The organism is Streptomyces sp. DI166, from assembly GCF_900091315.1.
Taxonomy (GTDB): domain Bacteria; phylum Actinomycetota; class Actinomycetes; order Streptomycetales; family Streptomycetaceae; genus Streptomyces; species Streptomyces fuscus.
The window spans coordinates 26,991-52,106 of record NZ_FLSP01000063.1; the positions used below are offsets into that span (position 1 = coordinate 26,991).

Genomic DNA, 25,116 nt, shown 5'->3' on the forward strand with positions numbered 1-25,116 from the left:
TCGACAGGGTCGACGGGTGGCGGGAGACGGCATGGCGGGCGAGAAGGCGGAGAAGCTGCCGCGCAGGACGTACGAGAAGGAACTGCTGCGTCTTCAGACCGAGTTGGCGAAACTTCAGGAGTGGGTGCGCTCCGAGGGGGCCCGTCTCGTGGTCATCTTCGAGGGGCGGGACGCCGCGGGCAAGGGCGGCACCATCAAACGAGTCACGGAGCATCTCAATCCCCGGGTGGCGCGGATCGTGGCCCTGCCCAAACCGACCGAGCGGGAGCGCACGCAGTGGTACTTCCAGCGGTACGTGGAACATCTTCCGGCCGCCGGGGAGATCGTGCTGTTCGACCGCAGCTGGTACAACCGGGCCGGGGTCGAGCATGTGATGGGTTTCTGCACCAAGGCCGAGTACCAGCTCTTCCTGCGGCAATGCCCGATCTTCGAGCGGATGCTCGTGGAGGACGGGATTCTGCTGCGCAAGTACTGGTTCTCGGTCAGTGACGCCGAGCAGCAGGAGCGGTTCCGGCGCCGTCTGGAGGACCCGCTGCGGCGCTGGAAGCTCTCCCCGATGGACCTGGAGTCGATCGCCCGTTGGGAGGACTACTCCCGGGCCAAGGACGAGATGCTGGTCCACACCGACATCACCGAGGCGCCCTGGTACGTGGTGGAGAGCGACGACAAGCGGCGCGCCCGGCTGAACATGATCGCCCATCTGCTGAGCAGCGTGCCCTACCAGGACACGCTGCCGCCGGTGCTGGAACTGCCGGAGCGGCCGCCGTCGACCGGGTATCAGCGCCCGCCGCGCGATCTGCAGAGGTACGTCCCGGACCACGCGGCGAGCCTGTAATCCGCTCACTCCGGGTGCGGCACGACCGCGACCGGGCAGGCGGAGTGGTGCAGGGCCGCGTGCGCGACCCGGCCGAGCTGGAGTCCGAAGCGGCCCTCGGTGCGCCGGGCGCCGACCACCAGCAGGTCGGCGCGGTGCGAGGCGTCCACCAGCACCTGCCGGGCGGGCCCCTCGACGGTGCGGCGCACCACGTCCACCGCGGGCGAGAGGTCGTGGAGGGCCTCGTCGAGCGCCTTGACGGCCTGCTCCTCGTGCACCTGGGCGGGGGTGTCCGCGAGCCGCGGGTTGTCGGTGGTCTCGATCGCCGGGCACCGCCAGGCCCGTACCGCCAGCAGGGGCACCTGGCGGCGCAGGGCCTCCGCGGCGGCGAACGCCACGGCCGCCGAGTGCTCGGGGTGCTCGCCCACGCCCACCACGACCCGGCCGTGCACCGGAGGGGTGACCTGGTTGTCGTGGCTGCCCCGCAGCACGATCACCGGGCAGTCGGCCTGTGCGGCCACGGTCAGGCTGACCGAGCCGAGCAGCATTTCGGCCAGTCCGCTGCGCCCGCGGGTGCCCACCACCACGGCGGCGGCCTCGCGTCCGGCGTGCACGAGCGCGTACTCGGGCGCGTCGAAGACGACGGCGGAGGTGACCTCCAGGGCGGGCTGCCGGGCCTGGGCGCGGCGGGTGGCGGCGCCGATCACGTCCTGCGGGGTGGGCCGGCCGTCGGTTCTGCCGAGGTCGTGGGCGAGGGAGGCGCCCTCGTAGCGGTCCCACAGGCAGGCGTAGACCAGCTTCAGCGGGACGCCGCGCACGACCGCCTCGTCGGCGGCCCAGTCGACGGCGCGCAGGCTGGGTTCGGAGCCGTCGACGCCCACGACCAGGGGGCGCGTCCCGGCGTTCACTTGGCGGTCCCGAGGTCGAAGACGATCCGGGCGGGGACCTGGCCGCGCAGCACGTCCTCGATGGACTCGTTGACCGAGTCGAGCGGACGGGTCTCGCGGATCACCCGGGTACGTCCGGCGGCGTGCAGCTGGAACACCTCGGCGAGGTCCTGCCGGGTGCCGACGATGGAGCCGATCACCGAGGTGCCGTTGAGGACGGTGTCGAAGATCGGGACCTGGATCGTGCCGTGCGCGGGGAGGGCGACCATGACCAGCTTCCCGCCGCGCCGCAGACCGGCGTTGACGGCGGCGAACGACTCCTCGTTGACGGCGAGGGCGATGGCCGCGTGGGCGCCGCCGTGCCGCTTGAGGACCTCGGCGACATCGTTCTTGCGGGCGTCGATGACGAGGTCGGCGCCGAGTTCAGCGGCCAGTTCCAGCTTCTCGTCGGTGATGTCGATCGCGGCGACCGTGGCCCCGGCGATCTTGGCGTATTGCAGGGCCAGATGGCCGAGTCCGCCGATGCCGGAGATCGCGACGAGCTGTGTGGGCCGTACGTCGGCGACCTTGAGCGCCTTGTACGTGGTCACGCCGGCGCAGGTCAGCGGGGCGGCGTCGACGGGGTCGACGCCCTGGGGCACGGGCTGGGCGAAGTCGGCCCAGGCGAGCATCTTCTCGGCGTAGCCGCCGTCGCAGCCGTAGCCGGTGTTGATCTGCTGCTCGCACAGGGTCTCCCAGCCGGACAGGCAGTGCTCGCAGCGGCCGCACGCCCTGCCGAGCCACGGCACGGCGACCCGCTGGCCCAAGGCCAGGTGGGTGACGCCGTCGCCGAGCTTCTCGACGAGGCCCACGCCCTCGTGGCCGGGCACGAACGGCGGGTTCGGCCTGACCGGCCAGTCGCCGTGGGCGGCGTGGATGTCGGTGTGGCACAGCCCGGACGCCTCGACCCGGACCCGGACCTGTCCGGGGCCCGGCTCGGGGTCGGGGCGCTCCTCGATCACGAGGGGCTCGCCGAAGGCTCGTACGACCGCTGCCTTCATGGTGGTCACTCCTAGTGCAGTGGGGTGGGTCGGTCAGTCGTGGGCGACGACTGCGACGGGGGCGGTGGAGTGGTGCAGGACCGCGTGGGCGACCGGGCCGATGTGGGCGCCGAACGGCCTGCGCCGGATCCGGCGGCCGATGACGACCAGGGACGCCTCGTGCGCCGCGTCCACCAGGCGCACACCGGGGCTGCCGGCCGGGCTCTCCTCGACGACCTCGACGTCCGGGTACTTCTGCCGCCACGGCCGCAGTGCCTCGCGGAGCGCGGCGGACTGCTGTCCGACGATCTCGTCGTGCAACTGGGCGTCGGCGGTCAGGCCGTAGACGTAGTACGGCGGGAGGTTCCAGCCGTGCAGGACGCGCAGCTTGGTCTCGCGCCGGGCGGCGGCCTCGAAGGCGAACTCGATGACCGCGGCGTCCGGGTGGTCCGCATCGAGACCGAGGACGACGGGCCGGTACGGCGTGGACGCCGACGGGATGCCGGACGGGTCCGGCGCGTGCTCGTCGGTGGCCTGCTCACCAGCACGGACCAGGACGACCGGGGTCGTGGTGTGGGCGACGACCGAGAGGCCGACGGAACCGACCATGAACCCGGCGAGTCCGCTCAGTCCGCGGGATCCGAGGACCAGCATCCGCGCGCCCTCGGCCGCCTTGGCGATGGCCTCGGCGGGCGGGCCGTGGAGCTGTTCCGTGGTCACCTCAAGTCCGGGGTGACGCGCGCGCAGTCCGTCCGCGGCCTCGCGGGGGATGCGCTCGGTCCAGTGCTGGTGCGTCTCGGCACCGAGCAGCGGGGCCTGGGCGAGCGGTTCCGGAACCGGCTCCCAGACCTGGACGATCTTCAGCGGCAGGCCGAGCAGCTTCGCCTCGCGTGCCGCCCATTCCGCGGCGGCCCTGCTCTCGGGCGATCCGTCGAGACCTGCGACGACAGTGCGAGTCATGGTCGTGCCTCCTGATCTGTTTCCCTGTCTCCAGCGTCGGCCGGAAGCGGCCCCGCGGGCAGGGGCCGCAGGTCCCCGGACCGGGCCGACCGGCCCACAGGACGGGCCCCTCATCGGGGCCCGTCGCGGTTCGCGGTGGTCACTTCAGCCAGGGGTTGCGGCTGACGAAGGGGAGCTTGGCCCAGACCTTGCCGAGGCCCCAGACCGCTCCGGCGCCGGTGGCGGCGAGGGCGATGAGGACGACGGCGTAGATCAGGTGGTAGTCGACGAAGGGATTCGTCGACATGCTGGGCGAGCCGTCCGCCAGGTGCTGGGCCGGCGGCCACTCGGCGATCCACATCAGCGCCATCATGACGGTGCCGGCGAGGGCGGCCAGGCGCAGTCCGACGCCGAGGACCAGGGCCAGTCCGATGCCGAGCAGGCCGAGCATGAACAGCCAGTCCGCCCAGGCGTCCCCGGCCCAGGAGTGGAAGGTGTCCTGCATGGGTCCGACGGCCACGTGGCCGAGGAAGCCCTCGGTGGGCGATCCGCCGTCGATCCAGGCGTTGGAGGACTGGGTGGCGTAGCCGAACCCGAAGGTCTTGTCGAGGAACGCCCACAGGAAGACGAACCCGGTCAGCAGCCGGAGGGACGCCAGGGCGTAGGCGGCGGGCGACACCACGTCGGCGGTCGCGGACGCCGCACGGTTCCTGCGGAGCGCGGGGAGGTGGAACCCGCGGCTTTGGTGAGGGTGCTCGTGCACGGCCATCGTCTTGTCCCTTCGAGCGGATCCTTGGTGCTGACGAGAACACTGTCGCGGTACGGCCGAGGGGGGCGCCGTGCGCCGAAGGTCGGGCGTCGCAGGGCTGAACGTCCCTTTCCCGGGGCCCGGTTGGGGCGCTCCCCGTCCGCCCCGGGTTCCGGCACGCGCGAGGGGTGCCGAAGGTCCGCCGGTGGGGGCCGGGTGGCCCATGGCCCGGGGCCTGGCCCCGGCAGAGGCTGGAGTTGGTAACTCCGGTACGCCTGAGTGGAGGCCCGCCATGAACGCTCCTGTCACCACGAGCCTGCCGAGGGCACTGCCCGCCGAGCACCGGCAACGGCTGATGGCGATCGCCCGCGAGGTGTCGTTCCCGGCCGGGACGCGGCTGTTCGAGGAGGGCGGTCGCGCGGACCGCTTCTGGATCATCCGTACCGGCACGGTCGACCTCGACATGCGGGTCCCCGGCCGCCGGCCCGCCGTGATCGAGTCCCTCGGCCACAACGAACTGGTCGGCTGGTCCTGGCTGCTCACCCCGCACGTGTGGCACCTGGGCGCCGAGGCCGCGAGCCCGCTGCGCGCGTACGAGTTCGACGCCGAGGAGGTCCGCGAGCTGTGCGAGGAGGACCCCGAGTTCGGACGCGCCGTCGCCCGCTGGGTGGGCGAGGTCGTGGCCCACCGGCTGCACTCGGCCCGCACCCGGCTGCTGGACCTGTACGGGCCGTACGGCAGCGGTGTGCGGCGCTGAGGCGCCCTTCCCTCCGGAACGAGCACGAACGAGAACGAGGAGTCACCGTGCACGCAGCCCCGCACGTGGTCAGCGACGTGATGACGCGTGATGTCGCCGTCGTCCGCCGGGACACCGTCTTCAAGGACATCGTGCGCACGCTGCACGACCGGAAGGTCAGTGCCGTGCCCGTGGTGGACGGCGGGCGGCGGGTCCTCGGGGTCGTCTCCGAGGCGGACCTGCTGCCGAAGGAGGAGTTCCGCGACAGCGACCCGGACCGCTACACACAGCTGCGCAGGCTGTCCGACCTGGCGAAGGCCGGTTCGGTGACGGCCGGTGAGCTGATGACCTCCCCCGCCCTGACCGTTCGCGCGGACGCCACCCTGGCGCAGGCCGCGCGGATCATGGCCCGGGCCCGGGTCAAGCGGCTGCCGGTGGTCGGGGACACGGATCGGCTGGAGGGGCTGGTCAGTCGGGCGGATCTGTTGAAGGTGTTCCTGCGGGACGACGAGGACATCGCCGAAGAGATTCGGCGGGAGGTCGTCGCGTATCTGTTTCCGCCGCCGGCCTCGTCGGTGCGCGTCACCGTTGAGGACGGTTCGGTCCGTCTGTCCGGACGGGTGCGGGACACCTCCCTGGTTCCGGTCGCGGCTCGCCTGGCGCGGGCGGTGGAGGGTGTGGTGGATGTGGACTTCTCGCTGGATCATGGGGCGGCGGCGGTTTAGCCGGGTCTTTTGTCGCCCCCGCCGCCCCTACCCGTTCCCGTCCCCGGGGGCTGCCGCCCCCGGACCCCCGCTGTCGGCCCTGGACGGGCCTCGTCCTCAAACGCCGGACGGGCTGAAAGCAAGCCGCCGGACGGGCTGAACAGACGGACCGGCTGAAGAAACGGTCCCCCTCTCACTAGGGCCCATCGGCCCTGGCGTCCCGGCCCTCCAGGCGTGACGATCGTCCTATGGGACCCAAGGGGGCGAGATGACCGAGCCGCGTGCCTTTTCCGCGCAGGATCCGATTCGGGTTTTCCTGCTCGACGATCATGAGGTGGTGCGGCGCGGTCTGTCCGATCTGCTGGACGCCGAGCCGGACATCTCCGTGGTGGGCGACGCCGAGAACGTGGAGCATGCCCTCGTGCGCGCCCCCGCCGTGCGCCCCCATGTGGCCGTGCTCGATGTGCGGCTGCCGGACGGCAACGGGATCACCGTCTGCCGTGAGCTGCGCAGCATGATGCCGGATCTGGCCTGTCTGATGCTGACCTCGTTCGACGACGAGGACGCCCTGCTGGACGCGATCATGGCGGGCGCGTCCGGGTACGTGCTGAAGCAGATCCGCGGCTCCGACCTCGTCGCCGCCGTCCGTACCGTCGCCTCCGGGCAGTCCATGCTGGACCCCGCGACGACGGCCCGGCTGATGAAGTCCCTGCGCACCGAGCCCGCGGAACAGCCGGCCGAGGCCCCCGAGCTGGCCGGTCTCTCGCCGCGCGAGCGGGAGATCCTGGCGCTGATCGGGGACGGGCTGACCAACCGCGAGATCGGCAAGCGGCTGTACCTGTCCGAGAAGACAGTCAAGAACCACATCTCCCGGCTGCTGGCCAAGCTGGGCGTCCAGCGCCGCGTACAGGCCGCGGTGCTGGCCACCCACCTCGACCAGCCGGAGAAGGCCGAGCGGCCCGCCCTCTAGTCCCTCCGGGGCCGGAAGGCGCGTACCGCCAGCTCCACCAGCAGCACCGTCGACGCCGTGCCCGCGCACGCCGCCCACTGGGCCGCGTTCAGCGGGACCGTGCCGAAGACGCTGCGTGCCCACGGCAGGTGGACGGCGAGGATCTGCACCACCAGGACCGCGCCGAGGCACAGCCACAGGGTGCGGTTGCGCAGCTGGTGGCGGCCCAGCAGCGGGCCCCCGTCCACCCGGGCGCTGAGCGAGTTGACCAGCTGGAACAGTACGAACGTGGTGAACGCCATGGTCAGCGCGGTGTCCGTGGAGACCTGTTCGCGGGCCAGGGCCAGCAGTCCGACCGTGCCCAGGGCCATGACCGTGCCCGCCCGGGTGATGGCGAGCAGCCTGCGCCGGTTCAGGATCCGCTCCGCGGGATCGCGCGGCGGCTTGCGCATCACGTCGTCGCGGGCCGGGTCGACGGCCAGGGCCATCGCGGGCGGACCGTCCATGATGATGTTGATCCACAGCAACTGGGCCGCCGTCAGCGGCGCGGGCAGCCCGGCGAGGGTGGCGCCGAGCAGGGTCAGGATGGCGCCGACGTTGGTGGACAGCTGGAACCGTACGAACTTGACGATGTTGTCGTAGATCGCCCGGCCCTCGCGCACCGCCCGCACGATCGTGGAGAAGTCGTCGTCGGTGAGGACCACCGCCGCGGCCTCCTTGGCCACGTCCGTGCCGGTGCGGCCCATCGCCACGCCGATGTGCGCGGCCTTGAGCGCCGCCGCGTCGTTCACGCCGTCGCCCGTCATGGCGACGATGTGCCCGCGCTCCGAGAGCGCCCGCACGATGGTGACCTTGTGCTCGGGGGCCACCCGGGCGAACACCCCGATGCCGTCGATGCGTTCGGCGAGTTCCTCCTCGCTCGTGCGCTCCAGTTCGGCGCCGGTCACCACCTCGCCGCGGATGTCCAGTTCCCGGGCGATGGCGGCCGCGGTGTCCGCGTGGTCGCCGGTGATCATCTTCACCTCGACCCCGGCCGACCGGCACAGCGCGATCGCGTCCCGGGCCTGCGGCCGTGGCGGATCGGCGATCCCCGCGACCGAGACCAGGGTGAGCGGGGGCAGCGCGGTGGGGTCGGGCGGTCCGTCGAACACGGCGGTGGCGGCGCCCAGCACGCGCAGGCCCGCCCGGCCCAGCTCCGACGTCACGGCCAGTACCTCGGCGCCGAGCACGGCGTCCAGGGGCTGTACGCCCTCGTCGGTGAGCACCGCCTCGCACCGGTCCAGCAGGACGTCCACCGCTCCCTTGGCGTGGACGCGGGTACGGCCGTCGGGCTCGGTGTGGAAGGTGGCCATGTATTTCGTGGCGCCGTCGAAGGGCACCTCGGCGATCCGGGGCCGCTCGGCGCGCAGTCCGTCGGCGTCCATGCCGGTCTTGGCGGCGAGGACGACCAGGGCGGCCTCGGTGGGGTCGCCGACGAACCCGTCGTCGGTGAGCCGGGCGTCGTTGCAGAGCGCGAACGGCAGCACGGCCTCGCGCAGTTCCTCGGCACGGTCGGTGCCCGCTCTGTCGCGGACGGCGCCCCGGGTGTCGTAGCCCTCGCCGGTGACCTCGTAGCGGCGGCCGGCGGTCCACAGGGACCGGACCGTCATCTCGTTCATGGTCAGGGTGCCGGTCTTGTCGCTGCACACCACGGTCGCCGAGCCCAGGGACTCCACCGAGGCGAGCCGTTTGACGATGGCGCCGCGCCGGGCCATGCGGTACACGCCGAGGGCGAGGGTGAGGGCGAGGACGGCCGGCAGCCCCTCGGGGATGGCGGCGACGGCCAGCGCCACCGCGCGCAGGCCCAGGTCCGCGAGCCCCTCGCCGCGCACCAGCGCGACCAGCGCGTACGCGGCGACGGCGACCCCGCTGAGCAGGGCCAGGCGGCGCCCGAGGCTGTCGAGCTGGATCTGGAGCGGGCTCGGCGGTTCCGCGCCGGTGCGCAGGGCCTCGGCGATGGCGCCGAGTTCGGTGCGCATGCCGGTGGCGGTGACGACCATCTCGGCGCGGCCGCGGGTGAGCGCGGTGTTCATGAACAGCATGTCGGTGCGCTCGGCGAGCGGCACCGGGCCGGTCGGCTCGACGCTCTTGGCGACGGGCTGGGACTCGCCGGTGAGGGCGGCCTCGGCGACCTCCACGGTCTCCGCGACGGTCAGCCGTCCGTCGGCCGGCACCCGGTCGCCCGCCTCCAGCAGGACCACGTCGCCCGGGACCAGGGTGTGCGCCTCGACCTCGCGCTCGGCGCCGTCGCGGCGGACCCGCGCCGTGGGCACGAGCATCCGGCGCAGCGCCTCCAGGCTGCGTTCGGCGCGCCGCTCCTGGAGGTAGCCGAGGACGGCGTTGATCTGGAGCACGACGGTGATGATCAGCGCGTCCTTGACCTCGCCGATCACGGCGGCCACCACGGCGGCGATCAGCAGGATGCCGATCAGCCAGTTGCGGAACTGGTCGAGGAACTTCAGCCACTCCGGCCGGCGGGCCGGTTCGGCCAGCTTGTTCGGCCCGTACTCGGCCGCGCGGGTGGCGGCCTCGGCGCCGCTCAGCCCGGTGGCCGGGTCGACGCCGAGCCGGGCGGCCACCGCCTCGGCGGTCACTTCGTGGACGTCCTCCCCCACGACCTGTCCGGTCGTTCGCCCCTGCATGGCTACTCCTCTTCGGCCCGTACGACGGCGACGGGGCACTGGGCGTGGTGCAGGACGGCCTGGCTGACCGAGCCGAGCCGGAGCCCGGTGAAGCCGCCCCGGCCGCGTGCCCCGACCACCACGACGCCCGCCCCGGCGGTGGCCTCGATCACCGAGTGGCGGATCCGGCCGCGCACCAGGCGGCGCTCCACCTCGACGTCCGGGTACTTCTCGGTCATCCCGCTGATCGCCTCGGCGAGCAGCCGCTCCTCCTCGTCGCGCAGACGGTCCTCGTCGTAGGTGACGAAGGGCGGGTCGCCGGGGGCGCCGTAGGAGCGTTCGGTGTGGGTGTTCCAGGCGTGCAGCGCCCGCAGTGGGGTGCCGTGCAGCGAGGCGTACGCGAAGGCGAACCCGACGGCCGCGGCGGAGCGGGGCGAGCCGTCCACGGCCAGCAGGACGGGTCCGGCGGGTTCGGGGCGCCCGCGCATCACGAGGACGGGGCAGCGGCCGTGTGCGGCGAGGTGTCCGGCGGTGGAGCCGAGCAGCAGGCTGCCGAAGCGGTTCAGGCCCCGGCTGCCGACGACGGCCAGGGATGCGGTGCGCGTCTCCAGTTCCAGCACCATGACCGGTTCGCCGACGACGACCTCGCGGGCGATCTCGACGTCGGGTGCGATCGTGCGCGCCCGCAGTTCGGCGTCGGCGAGGGTGCCGTCGACCATTTCGCGTACCCCGGTGGCGCTCCACGGCGGTGCCTTGAGCGGGGTGTGCACCGACGGCCAGCCGAAGGCGTGCACCAGCCGGAGCCCCACACCCCGCAGGGCGGCCTCGCGGGCGGCGACGGCCACGGCGGTCAGGCTCGACTCCGATCCGTCCACTCCCACGACGACAGGACCGCTCATCACGGTCTCCCTTCTCCGGGCTCCGTCGGGGTCCGTGTGTCACACAGGAGCCGGGTTTCCAGGCTCTCCCCATCCGGGATTTCCCGCACAGGGCCGTCCGGCCCGCGCCGGGCTCCGGTAGGCCCCGACCGGATCAGTCCGGCAGCACCAGCCGCCGGGTCTCGCCGGGCTGGACGACGACCGTGCGGCCGGGCAGCCGTACCTCGATCGGGGTCTGGTCGGAGGACGGTACGGCGATGTCCAGCTCGCCGCGCTCCAGGTGCAGGCGTACGCCCCAGTTGCCCTGGTAGCGCACGGCGAAGCCGTAGGAGGACAGCTCCGGCAGCGGTACCGGGTCCAGCCAGAGCGCCCCGTCGCGGGTCTCCAGGCCGGTCAGTCCGCGCTGGACGAGGTCGAGGGTGCCGGCCATGGCGCCGAGGTGGATGCCCTCGGCGGTGGTGCCGCCCTGGACGTCGGCGATGTCGCCCTGGAGGGCCTCCTGGACGAACTCCCACGCCTCCGCGCGCCGGGCGCGGGCGAGCACCCAGCCGTGGACCAGGCCGCTGAGGGTGGAGCCGTGGCTGGTGCGGTGCAGGTAGTAGTCGACGGTCCGGTGCCAGATCTCGTCGTCGAGCCGTACCCCCAGCCGGTCGAACAGGCCGCGCAGTTCGGCGGGTGAGTAGAGGTAGCCGAGCATCAGGACGTCGGCCTGTTTGGAGGCCTGGTAGCGGTTGACGGTGTCGCCCTCGGCCTCCAGGATCCGGTCCAGGCGGCGGATGTCGCCGTAGCGCTCCCGGTACTTGGCCCAGGGGAGTTCGTCGAGGGCGCCGTAGCCGTCGAACTGGCTGATCACCCCGTCGTGGAAGGGCACGTACAGCGTGCGGGAGACGTCCTCCCACCGCTCCAGTTCGCCGCGGTCCAGCCCGGTGCGCTCGGAGAGTTCGCGGCGCCGGGGCTCGGGCAGGGCGTCGATGAGTTCACGGGCGCGCATGAGCACCCACGCGGCGGTCACGTTGGTGTAGGCGTTGTCGTCCAGGCCGGGTTCGCTCGCGTCGGGGTAGGCCTCGTGGTACTCGTCCGGGCCGACCACGCCCTTGATGCGGTGCCGTCGCAGGGTGTCGTCCCAGACGGCCGCGTCCGCCCAGAACCGGGCGATCTGGAGCAGCGTCTCGGCGCCCTTGGTGTGCAGGAACTCCATGTCGCCGCTGGCCTCGCAGTACTGCCACACGTTGTACGCGATGGCCGAGCCGACGTGGAACTGCAGCCGGGAGTGGTCGGGCAGCCAGCGCCCCGAGCGCGGGTTGAGATGGAGTGTCTGGGGTCTCCTCGCGGCCGTCGCTGCCGGACTGCCAGGGGAACATGGCGCCCTTGCGGCCCGCGGCCTGCGCGGAGACACAGGCGCGTTCCAGGCGGCGGTGCCGGTAGCGCAGCAGGGCCCGGGAGACCTCGGGGAAGTGCAGGTTGAGGAAGGGCAGCACGAACAGCTCGTCCCAGAAGACATGGCCGCGGTAGGCCTCCCCGTGCAGGCCGCGGGCAGGGACGCCCACGTCGAGGTCGGCGGTGTGCGGGGAGAGGGTCTGGAGGACGTGGAACAGGTGCAGGCGCAGGATGCGGCCCGGTTCCCCGGCGACGTCGAGGGCGGCGCGGCGCCAGAGCTGGGCCCAGGCGGTGCGGTGCGAGGCGAGCAACTCCTCGAAGGTGCCCGCGCGGCCGACCCGGTCGACGGCGGCGTGCAGGGGGTCGCTGATGGCCGGGTCGCGGGAGGTGTGCAGGGCGATGGTCTTGTCGACGGTACGGGTGTGTCCGTCGGTCAGGTCGAGCAGGGCGTGCTGGGTGGTGCGCGGGTTCTTGTTGCGGACGGTGACCGGGGCGTCGGAGGTGAGCCGGGAGGCCATGCCGACGCGGATGTCGGAGGTGCGGGTGCGGCAGCGCAGCCATACGGTCTCGGGGGTGACGGTGCCCGCGTGGACGTGGATCAGGTGGTGGCCGTCCAGGTCGCGGTAGCGCGCCACGCCGGAGTTGGTGACGCCGCCGTCGAGAAGGGCCTCCACCTCCAGTTCGCCGGAGAAGCCCTCCGCGGTGAACTCGGTGCGCAGGGCGCCGAGATGGGGGTCGCCCATGTGCGCGATGCGCTGCTGGCGCACCGCCAGGACGCGTCCCCCGCCCAGGTCGAAGCGGGTACGGCGCTCCAGCACGCCGCAGTCCAGCAGCAGGGTCATCCGGTGTTCCAGCAGCGGCGCGGTCTCGGGGGTCAGCCACTGCCCGTCGCGCAGGCGGAAGCGCAGGGGCAGCCAGTTGGGCAGGTTGACCATGTCCTCGTTCTCGACCTGGCGCCCGGACACCTTGGAGGTGAGCCGGTTGTAGCAGCCGGCCACATAGGTGCCGGGGTAGTGGATGTCGTCGGCCGAGCACTCGGGCAGGGCTCCCCGGGTGGCGAAGTAGCCGTTGCCCAGCGTGCACAGGGACTCGCGCAGCCGTTGGTCGGCGGGCTCGTAGCCCTCGTACTCCCAGGTCCATCCCGTCACTTCGGCTCCTCACCCAGCAGTTCCGCCAGATCCCGTACGACGATGTCGGCGCCGTGCCGGCGCAGTCTGTCCGCCGAGTCCCCCGTGGCGGCCCGGTCCACGCCCACCACCAAGGCGAATCCACCCCGTCGGCCCGCCTCCACGCCGGCCAGGGCGTCCTCCACGACGGCGGCCCGGTCGGCGGGGACGCCGAGCCGGTCGGCGGCGGTGAGGAACAGGTCGGGGGCGGGTTTGCCCTTCAGGCCCAGGCGGGCCGCCTCGCCGCCGTCGACGAGGACGTCGAACAGGTCGCGCACCCCGGCCCGGGTGAGCAGCTCGCCCGCGTGCCGGGAGGCGGAGGCCGCCGCCAGGGAGGTACCGGCCGCGCGCAGGGCGCGTACCAGGCGGACCGTGCCGGGGTAGGCCTCCACGCCCTGTTCGCGCAGCCGCCGGGTGAAGCGTTCCTCCTTGTCGGCGGCGACTTCCCGGACGGCCGCTTCGGAGGTGTCGGCGCCGCGCGAGGCGAGGAAGGCGGCGGCGCCGTCGAGGCGGGACTTGCCGTCGACGTGGCGCAGGTAGTCGTCCTGGACGTCGAACGGGCGCCGCTGTGCGGGGTCGGCGGGCGGATGGGCGCGCAGGTAGGCGTCGAAGGCCTCCTTCCAGGCGGCCGCGTGGACCCGGGCCGAGTCGGTGATCACGCCGTCGGTGTCGAACACGACGGCGCGCACGTGGTCCAAGGGGGTGTCGCTGCTCTCGGGCTGCTCCATGGTCACTCCGGCTGGGGGACGACGGCTACGGGGCAGTACGCGTGGTGGAGGAGGGTGTGGCCGACGCGGCCGAGCTGGAGACCGAAGCGGCCCTTCCGGGGCCGGGCCCCGATGACCACCAGGTCGGCGGCGGCCGACCGGTCCAGCAGCACCCGGCGGGCCACGCCCTCCACCGTGGCGGGCCGCACCCTTACGTCGGGGTGGTCGGCCGTCGGGGCGCGCAGAACGGCCTCCAGCAGGGCGGCGGCGCCCTCCTCGTGGTGCTCGGCCGCCGGGTGCGCGGGGCGGCGCCAGGCCCGTACGGCGTCCAGGACGCAGTGGCGGACCGCGGCCTCGCGGAAGGCGAACCGGGTGGCCGCGCCCGCGATCGCCCGGTCGGCGGCGCCGAGCAGGATCCGCTCGTGGGTGCCGGCGAGGCCGGCCGGGTCGCCGCGGACCACGATCACCGGCGCGGTGGCGCGGGCCGCGACGGTCAGCGACACGGAGCCGAGGAGCAGTCCGGCGAGTCCGCCGCGCCCGCGCGCCCCGGTGACCACGGCGAAGGCCCGGTGCGCCTCGTCCAGCAGGGCGTCGGTCGCCTCCTGGGGGACGACGTCGACGGTGACCTCGACCTGCGGGTCCTTGCCGCGTACGCGCTCGGCGGCACCCTCGACGACGGCCTCGGCGGCAACCGGCTCCTCGGCCCCCTCCGGCATGCCCTCGTAGCGCTCCCAGAGGGAGGCGTACACCAGGCGCAGTGCGAGACCGTGCCGGGCCGCCTCGGCCACGGCCCAGTCGACCGCCTGGAGGCTTCCGGGCGATCCGTCGACGCCCACGACCAACGGCAGCTCCACGGCCCACCGCCTTCCGTCCCGGCCGCGAGGCGCGGCCCGGTGCTCCCTCCACGGTCGCACGGGGTGCCGGGCCTTCGCAGGGGGTGGGTCGGCAGGGGTCCCGGGGACGTTCGGCCCAAGCCCGGGTGCTCGTTCGGGGGCAAGGCTGGAAGTGACCCGGCGTTCCGGAGGGAGAGATCCATGACTACGGAACAACGGCCCCCGGTCCACGAGCGCCCCGTGCGGCTGACCGCGGTGCTCGACACCCCGCTCTCGCGCTGGCTGTGGCTGGTGAAGTGGCTGCTCGCCCTGCCCCACCTGGTCGTTCTGGTCTTCCTGTGGATCGGCCTGGTGCTGGTGAGCGTGGTGGCCTTCTTCGCGATCCTGTTCACCGGCCGGTATCCGCGCCCCCTGTTCGACTACACCGTGGGCGTCCTGCGCTGGAGCTGGCGCGTCGGCTACTACGCCTACGGCGCGCTGGGCACCGACCGCTACCCGCCGTTCACCCTCGCCGACGACCCGGACTATCCGACCCGCTTCGACGTCGCGTACCCCGAGCGGCTGTCCCGCGGGCTGGTGCTGGTGAAGTGGTGGCTGCTGGCCATTCCGCACTACATGGTCGTGGCGATCCTGGAGGGCGGTTCGCGCCTGGCCTGGTTCTCCACCGGCCTGATCGGGCTCCTCACCCTGTTCGCCGGGGTGGCGCTGGCCGCGACCGGACGCTACCCGCGCGGCATCTTCGACCTGGTGGTCGGCCTGAACCGCTGGGTGCTGCGGGTGGCGGCGTATGCGACCCTGCTCACCGACGTCTACCCGCCCTTCCGGCTGGACCAGGGCGGTTCCGAACCGGAGGCGCTGCCATGACCACCGCGCTGGTCTCCGCGTTCCTGTTCGTGCACGGTCTGCTCCATCTGGCCGTGTGGCTGCCGCACGGCGCGGCCGAGCAGCCCTTCGACCCACGGCACTCCTGGGTGCTCGCCGCGGCCGGGGCACCCCGCGCCCGGTCCGTCGACCGCGCGGCCATCGGCCTGGCCTCGGTCACCGCGATGCTCTACGTCATCGCCGGCGCGTCCGCCGCCGCGCAGAGCACCGGCTGGACGACCGCGGCCCTGCTGGCGGCGGCGAGCGGCCTGCTGCTGAAGGCCCTCTGGTTCGACCCGTGGCTGACGCTCGGCGTGCTCCTGGACGTGGGCGTCATAGCGGCGGTCCTGGCGAGCTGGCCCGGCGCACTGTTCTGACCGTCCGGCGAGGTGATCCGTCATGCGGGTGCTCGTGGGTTACGCGACCGCGCACGGCTCCACCCGGGAGATCGCCGAGCGCATCGCCCGGGTGCTGGACCGGGCGGGTCTGCGAGCCGACGCCCGGCCACTGGAGGCCGTCGACGACGCGGACGCCTACGACGCGTTCGTGCTCGGCAGCGCCGTGCACGGGCAGCGCTGGCTCGCCCCGGCGCGGGACTTCCTGAGCGGGCACCTGGAGCTGCTCGCCGCCTGCCCCGTGTGGCTGTTCAGTGTCGGGATGCCCGGGGCGCTGCGCGGTCCGTGGAAGCGGCTGGCGCCGCTGGAGGGACCGGCGATCCTGCGCGGCCTGCCCGGCGGGCTGTCGTACCGTGCGCACCGGCTGCTGTCCGGCGTGATCCTCCCGTCCCAGCTGCCGCTCGGCGGGCGGATCCGCTTCCGGCTGATGGGGTGCCGTTACGGCGACCATCGTGACTGGGCCGCGATCGACGAATGGGCGGCCGGGATCGCCGGCGAGCTGCGGGCATGAGGAGCTCCCCGCCGTGCGGGCGGCGGGGAGCCGTCGAGGAGGCCGTCCGGAGCAGTGGCCGCTTCGGGCGGGTGCGGTGCCTCAGCAGTGGACGGAGGGACGGTGACCGGTCCGGCGGGGCCGGTGCGGTGGCGTGCCGGGGGTCGCCGTGGCCCTCCGCGCCCGGCGCAGCGTGCGGCGCAGCGCCAGGGTGTCGAACAGGGCGGTGAGGGCGAATGTCACGCCCGTCGCCGCGAACAGCAGGAGCGCGAACCGCTCCCAGAACTCCGCGGTGAGACTCGTGCCCACGGTCCTCTCCCCCTCTGGTCGACGGTTGAGGCGTTTCCTCCTCACCCACAGTCAACTCCGTTGCCGCTTCGGGCACTTGAGCCGTGCGGTCCGAAGAGCGGGCTGGAGCGGCCCTTGACCGGGCCCGCCCGGGTGTGCCCCGGGCGTCCGTCAGCGGACCAGCACGCGTTCCCCGGAGCGCGGTACGACCGCCGTCCAGCCCAGGGTGTGGTCGATGCGCTCGCGCAGGGCCTCGGCCGCGTCGGGCTCGCCGTGCACCAGATAGGTGGTGTGCGGGGCGGGCGCGCCGCGCAGCCAGTCGACGATCTGCCCGGCGTCGGCGTGCGCCGAGAAGTGCGGCGCGTCGGCGACCTGGGCCCGTACGGGGACGTACTCCCCGAACATCTTCAGTACCGTCGCCCCGTCCACCAGGTCGCGGGCCCGGGTGCCCTTGGCGGCGAAGCCGACGACGACCACGGCGTTGCGCGGGTCGGGCAGCAGGCGCCTGAGGTGGTGCAGGACGCGTCCGCCGGTGGCCATGCCGGACGCGGAGACGATGACCGCGGGCCCGCCCGCGCGGCCGAGGTCCACGGACTCCTGGACCGACCGCACGGGCCGGAACGGTTCGGGGCTCAGCACGGCGGTGCCCGCCTCCGCGATCTCCGGCCGCAGTTCGGGGGCGCGGCTGCGCAGGGCGTCGTGGTAGACGTCCAGCGCGGCCAGTGCCATCGGGCTGTCCACGTACACCGGCACCTTGGCGGGGAGGCGGCCGGAGGCGCGCAGCGCGGCCAGCTCGTGCAGGACGACCTCGGTGCGGTCGATGGCGAACGCGGGGATCACGACGGTGCCGCCGCGAGCGAGGGTCTGGGTGACCACGTCGGCGAAGTGGGACCGGGCCGCGTCCTCCTCGTGCCGCCGGTTGCCGTACGTCGACTCCACCAGCAGCACGTCGGCGCCGGAGAACGGCTCGGGCGGGTTGAGCAGCGGATGCCCGGGGCGGCCCAGATCGCCGCTGACGGCGAGGGTGTGGCCGCTCTCCAGGGCGAGCCGGGCCCAGGCGGAGCCGAGGATGTGCCCGGCGGAGTGCAGGGTCAGCTCGGTTCCGGTGGCGATGTCCACGGGGGTGCCGGACGGCACGGGGCGCAGGAGCTTCAGGGTGCGGTCGACGTCCGTGTCGTCGTACAGCGGTTCGGCCGGGCGGTGCTTGGACCAGCCGTGCTCGTTGGCGTGCCGGGCGGTCTCCGTCTGGAGCTTGGCGCTGTCCCGCAGCACGATCTCCATCAGCCGGGCGGAGTACTCGGTCGTGACGATCGAGCCGCGGAACCCGTGCCGCACCAGCCGGGGCAGATAGCCGCAGTGGTCGAGGTGGGCGTGGGTGACGACGACCGTCCCGATGTCTGCGGCGTCGCACGGCAGCCCGCGCCAGTTGCGCCTGCGCAGATCGGCCAGGCCCTGGAAGAGACCGCAGTCGACGAGGACCCGCGCGTGATCGCTCTCGACGAGGAACTTGCTGCCGGTGACGGTTCCCACCCCGCCGAGGAACGTCAGCAGCGCCGGCCGGGGTCGGGTCGGCGCGTCGTCTCCCGGTACGCCTGCCACGGTGCTCATCACGCCGTCCTCCTTCGTGGTCGGGCCGATCGGCCCTGGTGGATCCCCGGTGGGTGTGGTGTGCTGGAGGTGCGGGAAGGACCCCGACTCCAGACGCGGAGAAGCGGCTTCGGGCCGTGCACCGCGCAATCCGGATCCGCGAGAAGCGGGTAGGTCCTTCCCGCCTTTGTGTGCCACCGCCTCACCCGCCCCTCCAGCCTGCGGCCCCGCCCTGCCCGCCGCACGGGCCGAAGGGGGCCCGCCCACCCGCCGAACGGCCCTGCCGCCTCTCGCGTGGAGCAGGCCCGAAGCGCCCCCGGTCAGGTGTCCCGCTGTGTGCGCGCCGCCCATCTGCGGCGTACCGCGTCCTCGTGTTCGCCCTGTTCCAGGGCCGCGTCCGCCTGGGACAGGGCTGTCTCCAGGCGGGGGACCCAGTGGCGGCGCAGGGCGCGTACGCGTTGGCGGGTGCGCCGGACCTCCTCGCCGAGGGCACGGGCCGCCGCGCGGGCCACGGCGTACTGCGCCGCCGCCTCGACGGCTCGGGCGTAGTGCGTCTCGGCGTGGACGAGGGCGGTGTTCCCGGGGGCCGGGTCGTCGGGGTCACGGCCGGGGACCGTGCACACGGCTCCCGCCGGGTGCCGTACGCCCATGGTGGTGGTCCACGTGAATTCGACCCGCGCCGCGGGGCCGGGCTCCAGCGCGTCCTCGCCGCCGAGCAGCAGCCCGCGCCGCAGCCAGGTCTCCGCCTCGCGCAGCCGCGCGTGCCACTCCTCGCGGGCGGCGGCCTCGGCGCGCAGGAGTTCCTCGTGGCGGATGCGCAGGACGTGCAGTTTGCGGTCGAGCAGGTCGGCGCCGCGCAGGGCGACGTCGAGGCTGTGCCGCAGTCGCAGCCGCCCCGCTCGGCCGGGCGGAACACGCAGGTCGGTCATGGGATCACCGGCCGTCCTGCGGCAGGCGCGCGTCGAGGAACCGGGCGGGCAGCATGGACAGTTGGCCGCGCGGCAGGGTGAGCAGCACCCGCCAGGCCCGTTCCAGGGTCTCCTCCAGCGTGCGGGCCTCGTCGCGCCGCTGGTCCACCAGTTCGCGGCCGAAGGCGTCGTCGAAGTCCAGGTACGCGCGGTCGGTGGCGGTGAGCGCCGACTGGCCGACCAGGTCGGCCAGTTCCCTGACCTGCCGGGCCCGGGCCAGCGCGGCGAGGAGTTGGGCGGCGACGTCGAGGTGGTCCTCCCGGGTGCGCCCGGGTCCCGCTCCCTTGCGCATCATCCGGGACAGCGACGACAGCGCGTCGACCGGCGGGTACACGCCTCGCGCGTGCAGCGTGCGGGAGAGCACGACCTGGCCTTCCGTGATGTACCCGGTGAGGTCCGGCACGGGGTGTGTGATGTCGCCCGCGGGCATGGTCAGCACCGGCAGCACGGTCACCGACCCCGGCAGTCCGCGTACGCGCCCGCACCGCTCGTACAGGGACGCCAGGTCGCTGTAGAGGTAGCCGGGGTAGGCCCGCCGGGCGGGGATCTCGCCGCGGGCCGCGGAGACCTCCCTCAGTGCCTCCGCGTAGCTCGTCATGTCCGCCATCACCACCAGCACGTGCCGGCCCTCGAAGAAGGCGAGCCGTTCGGCGACGGTGAGAGCGATGCGCGGGGTGAGGACGCGCTCGATCACCGGATCGTCGGCGGTGTTGAGCAGCAGCACCAGCTCCCCGGAGGCGGACCGCTCCTCCAGCGCGTCACGTACGAAGGCGGCGTCGGCGTGGGTGACGCCCATCGCGGCGAAGACCACGCAGAAGGGCTGTCCGCCGGCGGTCGACTGGGCGGCGATCTGCGCGGCGAGTTCCAGGTGCGGCAGGCCCGCCGCGGAGAACACCGGTAGCTTCTGCCCGCGGACGACCGTGGTGAGGGCGTCGATGGCGCTGATCCCGGTCAGCACCGGCTCGGCGGGCGGTTCACGGCGTACCGGGTTGACGGGGTCGCCGCTGACCGCGGAGGTGGTCGTACCGAAGACGGGGGGCCCGCCGTCGAGGGGTTCGCCGCGGCCGTTGCAGATCCGCCCCAGCCAGCCCGGCCCGACGGGGACGCGCAGGGGCGTCCCGGTGAACGCCGCCCGCAGCCGGGCCGGGTCGAGGCCCGCGGTGTCCTCCAGGACCTGCACCACGGCCGTGCCCCGGTCGACCTCCAGGACCAGGCCGTGCCGCTCCCCGCCCGACTCGGGGGTGAAGCGGACGAACTCGTCCCAGCCGACGCCCTCGACCCGGTCGACCACGGCCAGCGGGCCGCGCAGTTCCCGTACCGAGGTGTATTCGACGACGGCGTTCATGGCACCTCCCGGAGCCGGTCGAGCATGGTGGCGCGCAGGCGCTCGACGGTTTCCGCGTCGTGCGGGCCCGCTTCCTCGCGGGCCCGCAGGACGGGTGAGAAGTCGATCTCCTCGACGCGGGCCGCGGGTACTCCGGACGCGACCAGTTCCCGGCACCGGTCCACGACCGCGAGCACGGCCTCGGCCAGCGCGGCGGTCTTCTCCGGGGCGCTGTAGGCGTCCTGCTCGGACAGGGCGCTCTGCTGGAGCAGGCCTTCGCGTACGAGCCGTCCGCCGAGGACGCTGACGCGTTCCTGGTCGGGCAGTGCCGTGATGCCGAGCAGGTCGACGAGGTCGGCGAGCCGGCCGGCCTCGGCGAGCAGTCCGGCCACCCGGGCGCGGCGGGCGGGCAGTTCGGGGTCGTCACCGGCCGCGTGCCCGGCGGTGAGCGTTCCGGCGTCGCGGGAGAAGGAACCGGCCCAGGAGACGGCCGGGTAGTGGCGGGCGTAGGCGAGGTCGCGGTCGAGGGTCCACAGGCAGCGGACGAAGCGCTGGGTGTGGGCGGTGACGGGTTCGGCCATGTCGCCGCCGGGCGGGGAGACCGCGCCGATGACCGTGACCGAGCCGCTGTGCCCGCCGAGCGTGGTGACGGCGCCCGCGCGCTCGTAGAACGCGGCGACGGCGGAGGCGAGACCCGCCGGGTAGCCCTCCTCGGCGGGCAGGGCGCCGGTGCGGGAGGCGAACTCGCGCAGCGCCTCGGCCCAGCGGGAGGTGGAGTCGGCGATGACGACGACGTCCAGGCCCATGTCGCGGAAGTACTCGGCGACGGTGATCCCGGTGTGGATGCTCGCCTCCCTGGCCATCATCGGCATGTTGGAGGTGTTGGCGACGATCACGGTCCGCTCGACCAGGCGGCCACCGGTGCGCGGGTCGGTGAGCGCGCCGAACTCCTCGATGAGGTCGGCCATCTCGTTGCCGCGCTCGCCGCAGCCGACGTAGACGATGACGTCGGCGTCGCACCACTTGGCGATCTGCTGGAGCAGTACGGTCTTGCCGGTGCCGAAGCCCCCGGGCACCGCGACGGTGCTGCCCAGAGCCACCGGGAAGAGCAGGTCGATGACGCGCTGGCCGGTGTGCAGGGGCCGTACGGTGTCCAGGCGCGCGCGGACGGGGCGGGGTGTGCGGACGGGCCACTGACCGGTCATCCGGACCGGTGTGTCCGCGACCGTCGCGAGGACGGCGTCCTCGTCGTGACGGCCGGGCGGGACGAGCCCGCGTACCGGTCCGGCGCAGCCGGGGGGTACGAGCACCCGCAGCGTCAGCGGCCCCACGCCGCGGATCTCCCCGAGCACGGCCCCCGGCTCCACGGTCTCGCCCTCCTCGACCAGGGGCACGAACTCCCGGGCGACCCGCTCTCCGTCGGCGTGCCCGTCCAGCGCCCCCGGCACCAGCCAGTCACCCGCGGCCGACAGCGGGCGCAGCAGCCCGTCATGGATCCCGCCCAGCAGCCCGGGCCCGAGCGGCGCCGACAGCGGCCTGCCCAGCGGGCGTACCGGCATGCCGGGCGCGAGGCCGCCGGTGTACTCGTACGCCTGGACGGTGACGACGCTGTCGCGGATCCCGACGATCTCCCCGGGCAGCCCGTCCGGGCCCAGCGCGACCAGGTCGTGCATGGCCGTCCCGCCCACCTCCCCGGCCTCGACCAACGGCCCGGCCACCCGCAGAATCCGCCCGGTGCCGGGCGCGGTGTCCGTCGTGCCACCCACGGCTCCTCCACCTCCCGAACGCGCCGACGGGCGCCTCCCCGAGCGAACCCCCGGCCCGGCGCGCGTCATGGTGTCCACAGCTCCTCCACCTCCGGCCCGGCTCCGTCGAGGGCTCGGCGGGCGCATTGCGTCAGGCTGAGATCCACCCGGCGGGTCTCGTCCTCGGCCAGTACGCCGCCCCCGGGGGCGGGGCTGATACGGGCCCGGGGGCCGAGCAGGCGGTGGGCGCGGGCGGTCAGCCCGGCCTCGATGCGCGGGTAGCCCTCGGTCGTGCGTAGGGCCTCCACGCCGCGGATGACTTGGCGGCGCAGTTCCTCCCAGCACTCCCGGCGGGCCGCCAGCTCCCGGGCGCGGGCGGTCCGGCGTGCCCGGACGTGGGCGGCGCGCCGGACCGCTTCGGCGTCGGCGGCGCCGCGTTCCCGTGCCTCGGCGAGGAGGTCGGCGGCCTGGGCCTCGGCCTGCCGCAGGATGGTGGCGGCGTCCTTGTCGGCGGTGGCCAGCATCGCCGCGGCGTCGGCCTCGGCGGCGCGCAGGAGCCGGGCGCGCACCGGTTCGAGTGCGGCTGTCATCGGGGCGGGGAGGGAAGTCTTCACGGCAGTGTCACCACCAGCAGCCGGTCCGTCGGGGGTCTGCGGAGCGAGGTCACGGCCTGCGCCGCGCTCGTGGTCCGAGCGGGCATCGAGGAGTTCACGGTGGCATCACCACCAGTAGCGGTTCCGGTCCGTCGAGGGTCTCCGGAGGGAGTGCTCCGGCCGCCTCCGGGGTGAGCAGCACCAACCCCACGTCCTCGGGCAGGCGGGCCCAGGCGGCGCGTACGTCCTGCGGGCCGGTGACGGGGAGCACGAGGACTCCGGCCGTCGCCAGGCCTGCGACCCGCGGTCGTTCTCCGATGGCTGCGACGCGTGCCATGGCTAGGCCTTCCCGATCAGGATGATGGCGACGACCAGGCCGTAGATGGCGATGCCCTCGGCGAGGCCGACGATGACCATGGCCCGGCCGAACAGCTCGGGCCGTTCGCTCAGCGCGGCCAGCGCCGCGGCGCCGGTGTAGGCGACGGCGATCGCCGCCCCGATGGAGGCCCCGGCCACCGCGATGGCGGCGCCGATCAGGGCCGCCGAACCCGACCCGGAGCTCTCGGCCGCGGCGGCGGCGTCGGCGGACGCGGGGCTGCCGCTCAGAGCGACGATCAGGAGCGCCAGCGCCCCCGCGAACAGCGCCGCGTCGGCCGCGAGCACCGACCGCAGTGCGGCTTTGCCCCGGCGGCGCAGCAGTCGGCGGGTGGCGGCGAAGCCCCCGACCAGCAGCGGTAGTGCGATCAGCCAAGCGATCATGATGTCACCTCCGTGCCCGAGGAAGTCAGCACGTCCTCCGGCGGATTGCGTGGGGGCACGCCGTCCGGCGCCCGCCACGTCGGCACGCGCCACGGCCGGAAGGGCCGTCCCTCCGCGTCGAAGACCCGGGAGAACAGCTCGTAGAACTCCAGCCGCAGGGCCTGCACCCCGGCCACCAGCGCCTCCAGCGCGAAGGCCAGCGCGTTGCCGAGGACGAAGACCGAGGCGGCGCCGAGCAGAGCCGCGGGGCCGGACCCGGCCAGGGCGGTGGTGCCCTGCCAGACGATGGCGCCGAGGGCGGCGTGGGTGAGTCCGAAGGCGGCCAGGCGGGTGAAGGAGACGGTGTTGGAGCCGATGCGGACGACGACGTCGAAGAGCTGCACGCCGGTCTGGAGGGCGCCCGAGGCGCCGCCTCCGGCGGCCGTGAAGATCCCGGTCCCGGCGAGGCCGAGACCGGCCAGGGCGAGCAGCGAGCCGCTCCAGGCCAGCACGGGCGTGTTCAGGGCGAGGGCCGCCGCGAGGGCCGCGAGGCCCAGGAAGACGGCCGCGCCCGCGATCCCGGAGACGGCGTACAGGGCGCGGCCCGGTCCGCCCTCGCGCCAGCGGTTGACGATGCCCGCCGCGTAGGCCGCGGCCAGCAGTACCGCGCCGAGGCCGACCGCGCTGCCGAGCAGGGTCATGGGTTCGTCCAGGGGGTTCAGCCACAGGACGGGCAGCACACCGGTGGGTCCGAAGAACTCCCCGTACGCGACCCCGGCGAGGGTGCTGGCCAGGCCGGCACCGGCGAGGAAGGGCCACAGCGGGCGCAGGGCCGCCAGGCGCCGGGGGCGGCCGAGGCGCAGCAGCAGGGCCGCGAGCAGGAGCAGGGCGCCGTGGCCCGCGTCGCCGAACATCATCCCGAACATGACCACGTAGGCGATTCCGGCGGGCACCGTGGGGTCGATATCGGCGTAGGGCACGGTTCCGTAGGTGTGCACGAGGGGCACCAGGGAGCGCCGTACCGTGCCGTTGTCGTACAGGCGGGTCGGCGGGTCGACGCCCTTCGGCGCGCGCAGGGGTACGAGCGCGGCGCCGACGCCCGCCAGCCGGTCGCGCAGGGCGGCGACCTCGGTCACGGGGCACCAGCCGACCAGGGCGGCGGCGTCGCCGCGCGTGACGGCGGCCCGCTGGTAGGTCTCCAGTTGGGCCTCGCCCGCCAGCAGATCGGCCCGGCCCTCCCGGGTCAGCGTGTCGAGGTCCGGTGCCGTGGGCGACAGCAGGGGGTGCGCGGGCCGCAGGGACTGAAGGCGCCGGGCGGCGGGGCCGGGCACGGCGCGGCCGGCGCCGTCGGGGCGGTCCAGTTCGGCGCAGCCCGCGTCGGCGACCTGGACCAGGGCGTCCCTGAGCGCGTCGCGCGGGGCGACGACGGCGATCCGCTGCATGCGCGCCGGTGCCAGGGTGTCAGCCCACGAGTTCATCGAAGACCTCCCGTGCCCGTTCGCCGTGTGCGGCGCGGCCCAGAGCGGCGCGGACCCGCCAGGCGTCGGCGCCGAGCACCGCGACGGCGCCGACGACGGCGGGCAGCGCGAACCGCGACCCGGTCAACGAAGCCTGTCCGTCCCGGTCGACCGCGGCCCACCAGCGGGCCTCGGCCCGCCACAGGTCCTCGGGCCGCTCGATGTCCGCCAGCGCCCAGCGGGCCGCCGGGGC

24 protein-coding genes and 2 pseudogenes are annotated in these 25,116 nt (G+C 74.0%); 7 read left to right on the plus strand and 19 right to left on the minus strand.

Annotated elements, in window-relative coordinates; all coding sequences use genetic code 11:
* Nucleotides 1-31 precede the first annotated feature (31 nt).
* Entirely contained in the window at nucleotides 32-835 is an 804-nt protein-coding gene (ppk2, locus tag GA0115233_RS26780; protein ID WP_093722867.1) for a polyphosphate kinase 2, read from the plus strand.
* 5 nt (nucleotides 836-840) lie between these two features.
* Here ppk2 and GA0115233_RS26785 read toward each other — a convergent pair whose 3' ends face one another.
* The 4 genes from GA0115233_RS26785 to GA0115233_RS26800 form a co-directional block, all read right to left on the minus strand.
* Nucleotides 841-1,722: a universal stress protein gene (locus GA0115233_RS26785; RefSeq protein WP_093722868.1), complete on the minus strand. Its 882-nt coding sequence runs from the start codon at nucleotides 1,720-1,722 to the stop codon at nucleotides 841-843.
* Nucleotides 1,719-2,741 (minus strand): zinc-dependent alcohol dehydrogenase, encoded by a 1,023-nt coding sequence (locus GA0115233_RS26790; RefSeq protein WP_093722869.1) that lies wholly within the window; start codon nucleotides 2,739-2,741, stop codon nucleotides 1,719-1,721. The genes GA0115233_RS26785 and GA0115233_RS26790 overlap by 4 nt, the downstream gene beginning before the upstream one ends.
* 33 nt (nucleotides 2,742-2,774) lie before the next feature.
* Nucleotides 2,775-3,680, minus strand: a complete 906-nt coding sequence (locus GA0115233_RS26795; RefSeq protein ID WP_093722870.1) for a universal stress protein — start codon at nucleotides 3,678-3,680, stop codon at nucleotides 2,775-2,777.
* Nucleotides 3,681-3,819: 139 nt separating this feature from the next.
* On the minus strand, nucleotides 3,820-4,428 hold the full coding sequence (locus GA0115233_RS26800; protein WP_093722871.1) for a DoxX family membrane protein: 609 nt from the start codon (nucleotides 4,426-4,428) through the stop codon (nucleotides 3,820-3,822).
* A gap of 271 nt (nucleotides 4,429-4,699) precedes the next feature.
* On the opposite strand from GA0115233_RS26800, the gene GA0115233_RS26805 reads away from it, so the two are divergent.
* From GA0115233_RS26805 to GA0115233_RS26815, 3 genes are all read left to right on the plus strand, one after another.
* A complete protein-coding gene (locus GA0115233_RS26805) occupies nucleotides 4,700-5,164 on the plus strand; it encodes a cyclic nucleotide-binding domain-containing protein (RefSeq protein WP_093722872.1) in 465 nt (154 codons plus the stop codon).
* 47 nt (nucleotides 5,165-5,211) lie between these two features.
* Complete coding sequence (locus GA0115233_RS26810; RefSeq protein WP_093722873.1) at nucleotides 5,212-5,868, plus strand: CBS domain-containing protein; 657 nt, start codon at nucleotides 5,212-5,214, stop codon at nucleotides 5,866-5,868.
* A 247-nt stretch (nucleotides 5,869-6,115) separates the two neighbouring features.
* Nucleotides 6,116-6,817: a response regulator gene (locus GA0115233_RS26815; RefSeq protein WP_093722874.1), complete on the plus strand. Its 702-nt coding sequence runs from the start codon at nucleotides 6,116-6,118 to the stop codon at nucleotides 6,815-6,817.
* Here GA0115233_RS26815 and GA0115233_RS26820 read toward each other — a convergent pair.
* The 5 genes and pseudogenes from GA0115233_RS26820 to GA0115233_RS26840 all read right to left on the minus strand — a co-directional run bounded on the left by GA0115233_RS26820 (nucleotide 6,814) and on the right by GA0115233_RS26840 (nucleotide 14,438).
* Nucleotides 6,814-9,477 carry a cation-translocating P-type ATPase gene (locus tag GA0115233_RS26820; protein ID WP_093722875.1) on the minus strand — a complete coding sequence of 888 codons (2,664 nt, stop codon included), beginning with the start codon at nucleotides 9,475-9,477 and terminating at the stop codon, nucleotides 6,814-6,816. The genes GA0115233_RS26815 and GA0115233_RS26820 overlap by 4 nt on opposite strands.
* A 2-nt stretch (nucleotides 9,478-9,479) precedes the next feature.
* Entirely contained in the window at nucleotides 9,480-10,355 is an 876-nt protein-coding gene (locus GA0115233_RS26825) for a universal stress protein (RefSeq protein ID WP_093722876.1), read from the minus strand.
* A 133-nt stretch (nucleotides 10,356-10,488) separates the two neighbouring features.
* Nucleotides 10,489-12,859 (minus strand): annotated as a pseudogene (locus tag GA0115233_RS26830) (glycoside hydrolase family 65 protein).
* On the minus strand, nucleotides 12,856-13,605 hold the full coding sequence (locus GA0115233_RS26835; RefSeq protein ID WP_093722877.1) for an HAD family hydrolase: 750 nt from the start codon (nucleotides 13,603-13,605) through the stop codon (nucleotides 12,856-12,858). Before GA0115233_RS26835 ends, GA0115233_RS26830 begins: the two are co-directional and overlap by 4 nt.
* A gap of 2 nt (nucleotides 13,606-13,607) precedes the next feature.
* Nucleotides 13,608-14,438, minus strand: a complete 831-nt coding sequence (locus GA0115233_RS26840) for a universal stress protein (protein WP_093722878.1) — start codon at nucleotides 14,436-14,438, stop codon at nucleotides 13,608-13,610.
* Between the two features lie 180 nt (nucleotides 14,439-14,618).
* Between GA0115233_RS26840 and GA0115233_RS26845 the strand changes: the two genes are divergently transcribed.
* The 3 genes from GA0115233_RS26845 to GA0115233_RS26855 are packed head-to-tail and all read left to right on the plus strand — an operon-like array spanning nucleotide 14,619 to nucleotide 16,184.
* Nucleotides 14,619-15,281 carry a DUF4389 domain-containing protein gene (locus tag GA0115233_RS26845; protein WP_093722879.1) on the plus strand — a complete coding sequence of 221 codons (663 nt, stop codon included), beginning with the start codon at nucleotides 14,619-14,621 and terminating at the stop codon, nucleotides 15,279-15,281.
* A complete protein-coding gene (locus tag GA0115233_RS26850) occupies nucleotides 15,278-15,655 on the plus strand; it encodes a hypothetical protein (RefSeq protein ID WP_093722880.1) in 378 nt (125 codons plus the stop codon). Before GA0115233_RS26845 ends, GA0115233_RS26850 begins: the two co-directional genes overlap by 4 nt.
* 22 nt (nucleotides 15,656-15,677) lie before the next feature.
* Nucleotides 15,678-16,184: a flavodoxin domain-containing protein gene (locus tag GA0115233_RS26855; protein WP_093722881.1), complete on the plus strand. Its 507-nt coding sequence runs from the start codon at nucleotides 15,678-15,680 to the stop codon at nucleotides 16,182-16,184.
* A gap of 81 nt (nucleotides 16,185-16,265) precedes the next feature.
* Here the strand turns inward: GA0115233_RS26855 and GA0115233_RS26860 are convergent, their stop codons facing one another.
* From GA0115233_RS26860 to GA0115233_RS41195, 10 genes and pseudogenes are all read right to left on the minus strand, one after another.
* Entirely contained in the window at nucleotides 16,266-16,472 is a 207-nt protein-coding gene (locus GA0115233_RS26860; RefSeq protein ID WP_093722882.1) for a hypothetical protein, read from the minus strand.
* A gap of 150 nt (nucleotides 16,473-16,622) precedes the next feature.
* Nucleotides 16,623-18,059 carry an MBL fold metallo-hydrolase RNA specificity domain-containing protein gene (locus GA0115233_RS26865; RefSeq protein WP_093722883.1) on the minus strand — a complete coding sequence of 479 codons (1,437 nt, stop codon included), beginning with the start codon at nucleotides 18,057-18,059 and terminating at the stop codon, nucleotides 16,623-16,625.
* Nucleotides 18,060-18,358: 299 nt separating this feature from the next.
* Entirely contained in the window at nucleotides 18,359-18,967 is a 609-nt protein-coding gene (locus GA0115233_RS26870; RefSeq protein ID WP_093722884.1) for a V-type ATP synthase subunit D, read from the minus strand.
* A 4-nt stretch (nucleotides 18,968-18,971) separates the two neighbouring features.
* A complete protein-coding gene (locus GA0115233_RS26875) occupies nucleotides 18,972-20,351 on the minus strand; it encodes a V-type ATP synthase subunit B (protein ID WP_093722885.1) in 1,380 nt (459 codons plus the stop codon).
* Entirely contained in the window at nucleotides 20,348-22,096 is a 1,749-nt protein-coding gene (locus GA0115233_RS26880) for a V-type ATP synthase subunit A (protein ID WP_255310370.1), read from the minus strand. The genes GA0115233_RS26875 and GA0115233_RS26880 overlap by 4 nt, the downstream gene beginning before the upstream one ends.
* 65 nt (nucleotides 22,097-22,161) lie before the next feature.
* On the minus strand, nucleotides 22,162-22,689 hold the full coding sequence (locus GA0115233_RS26885; RefSeq protein ID WP_141689571.1) for a hypothetical protein: 528 nt from the start codon (nucleotides 22,687-22,689) through the stop codon (nucleotides 22,162-22,164).
* A 94-nt stretch (nucleotides 22,690-22,783) separates the two neighbouring features.
* A complete protein-coding gene (locus tag GA0115233_RS26890) occupies nucleotides 22,784-23,005 on the minus strand; it encodes a V-type ATP synthase subunit F (protein ID WP_093722887.1) in 222 nt (73 codons plus the stop codon).
* A 2-nt stretch (nucleotides 23,006-23,007) separates the two neighbouring features.
* On the minus strand, nucleotides 23,008-23,427 hold the full coding sequence (locus GA0115233_RS26895) for an ATP synthase subunit C (protein WP_093722888.1): 420 nt from the start codon (nucleotides 23,425-23,427) through the stop codon (nucleotides 23,008-23,010).
* Complete coding sequence (locus tag GA0115233_RS26900; RefSeq protein WP_093722889.1) at nucleotides 23,424-24,884, minus strand: V-type ATPase 116kDa subunit family protein; 1,461 nt, start codon at nucleotides 24,882-24,884, stop codon at nucleotides 23,424-23,426. The genes GA0115233_RS26895 and GA0115233_RS26900 overlap by 4 nt, the downstream gene beginning before the upstream one ends.
* Nucleotides 24,868-25,116: pseudogene (locus GA0115233_RS41195) on the minus strand (hypothetical protein); the annotation flags it as partial. The pseudogene GA0115233_RS41195 and the gene GA0115233_RS26900, both read right to left, overlap by 17 nt.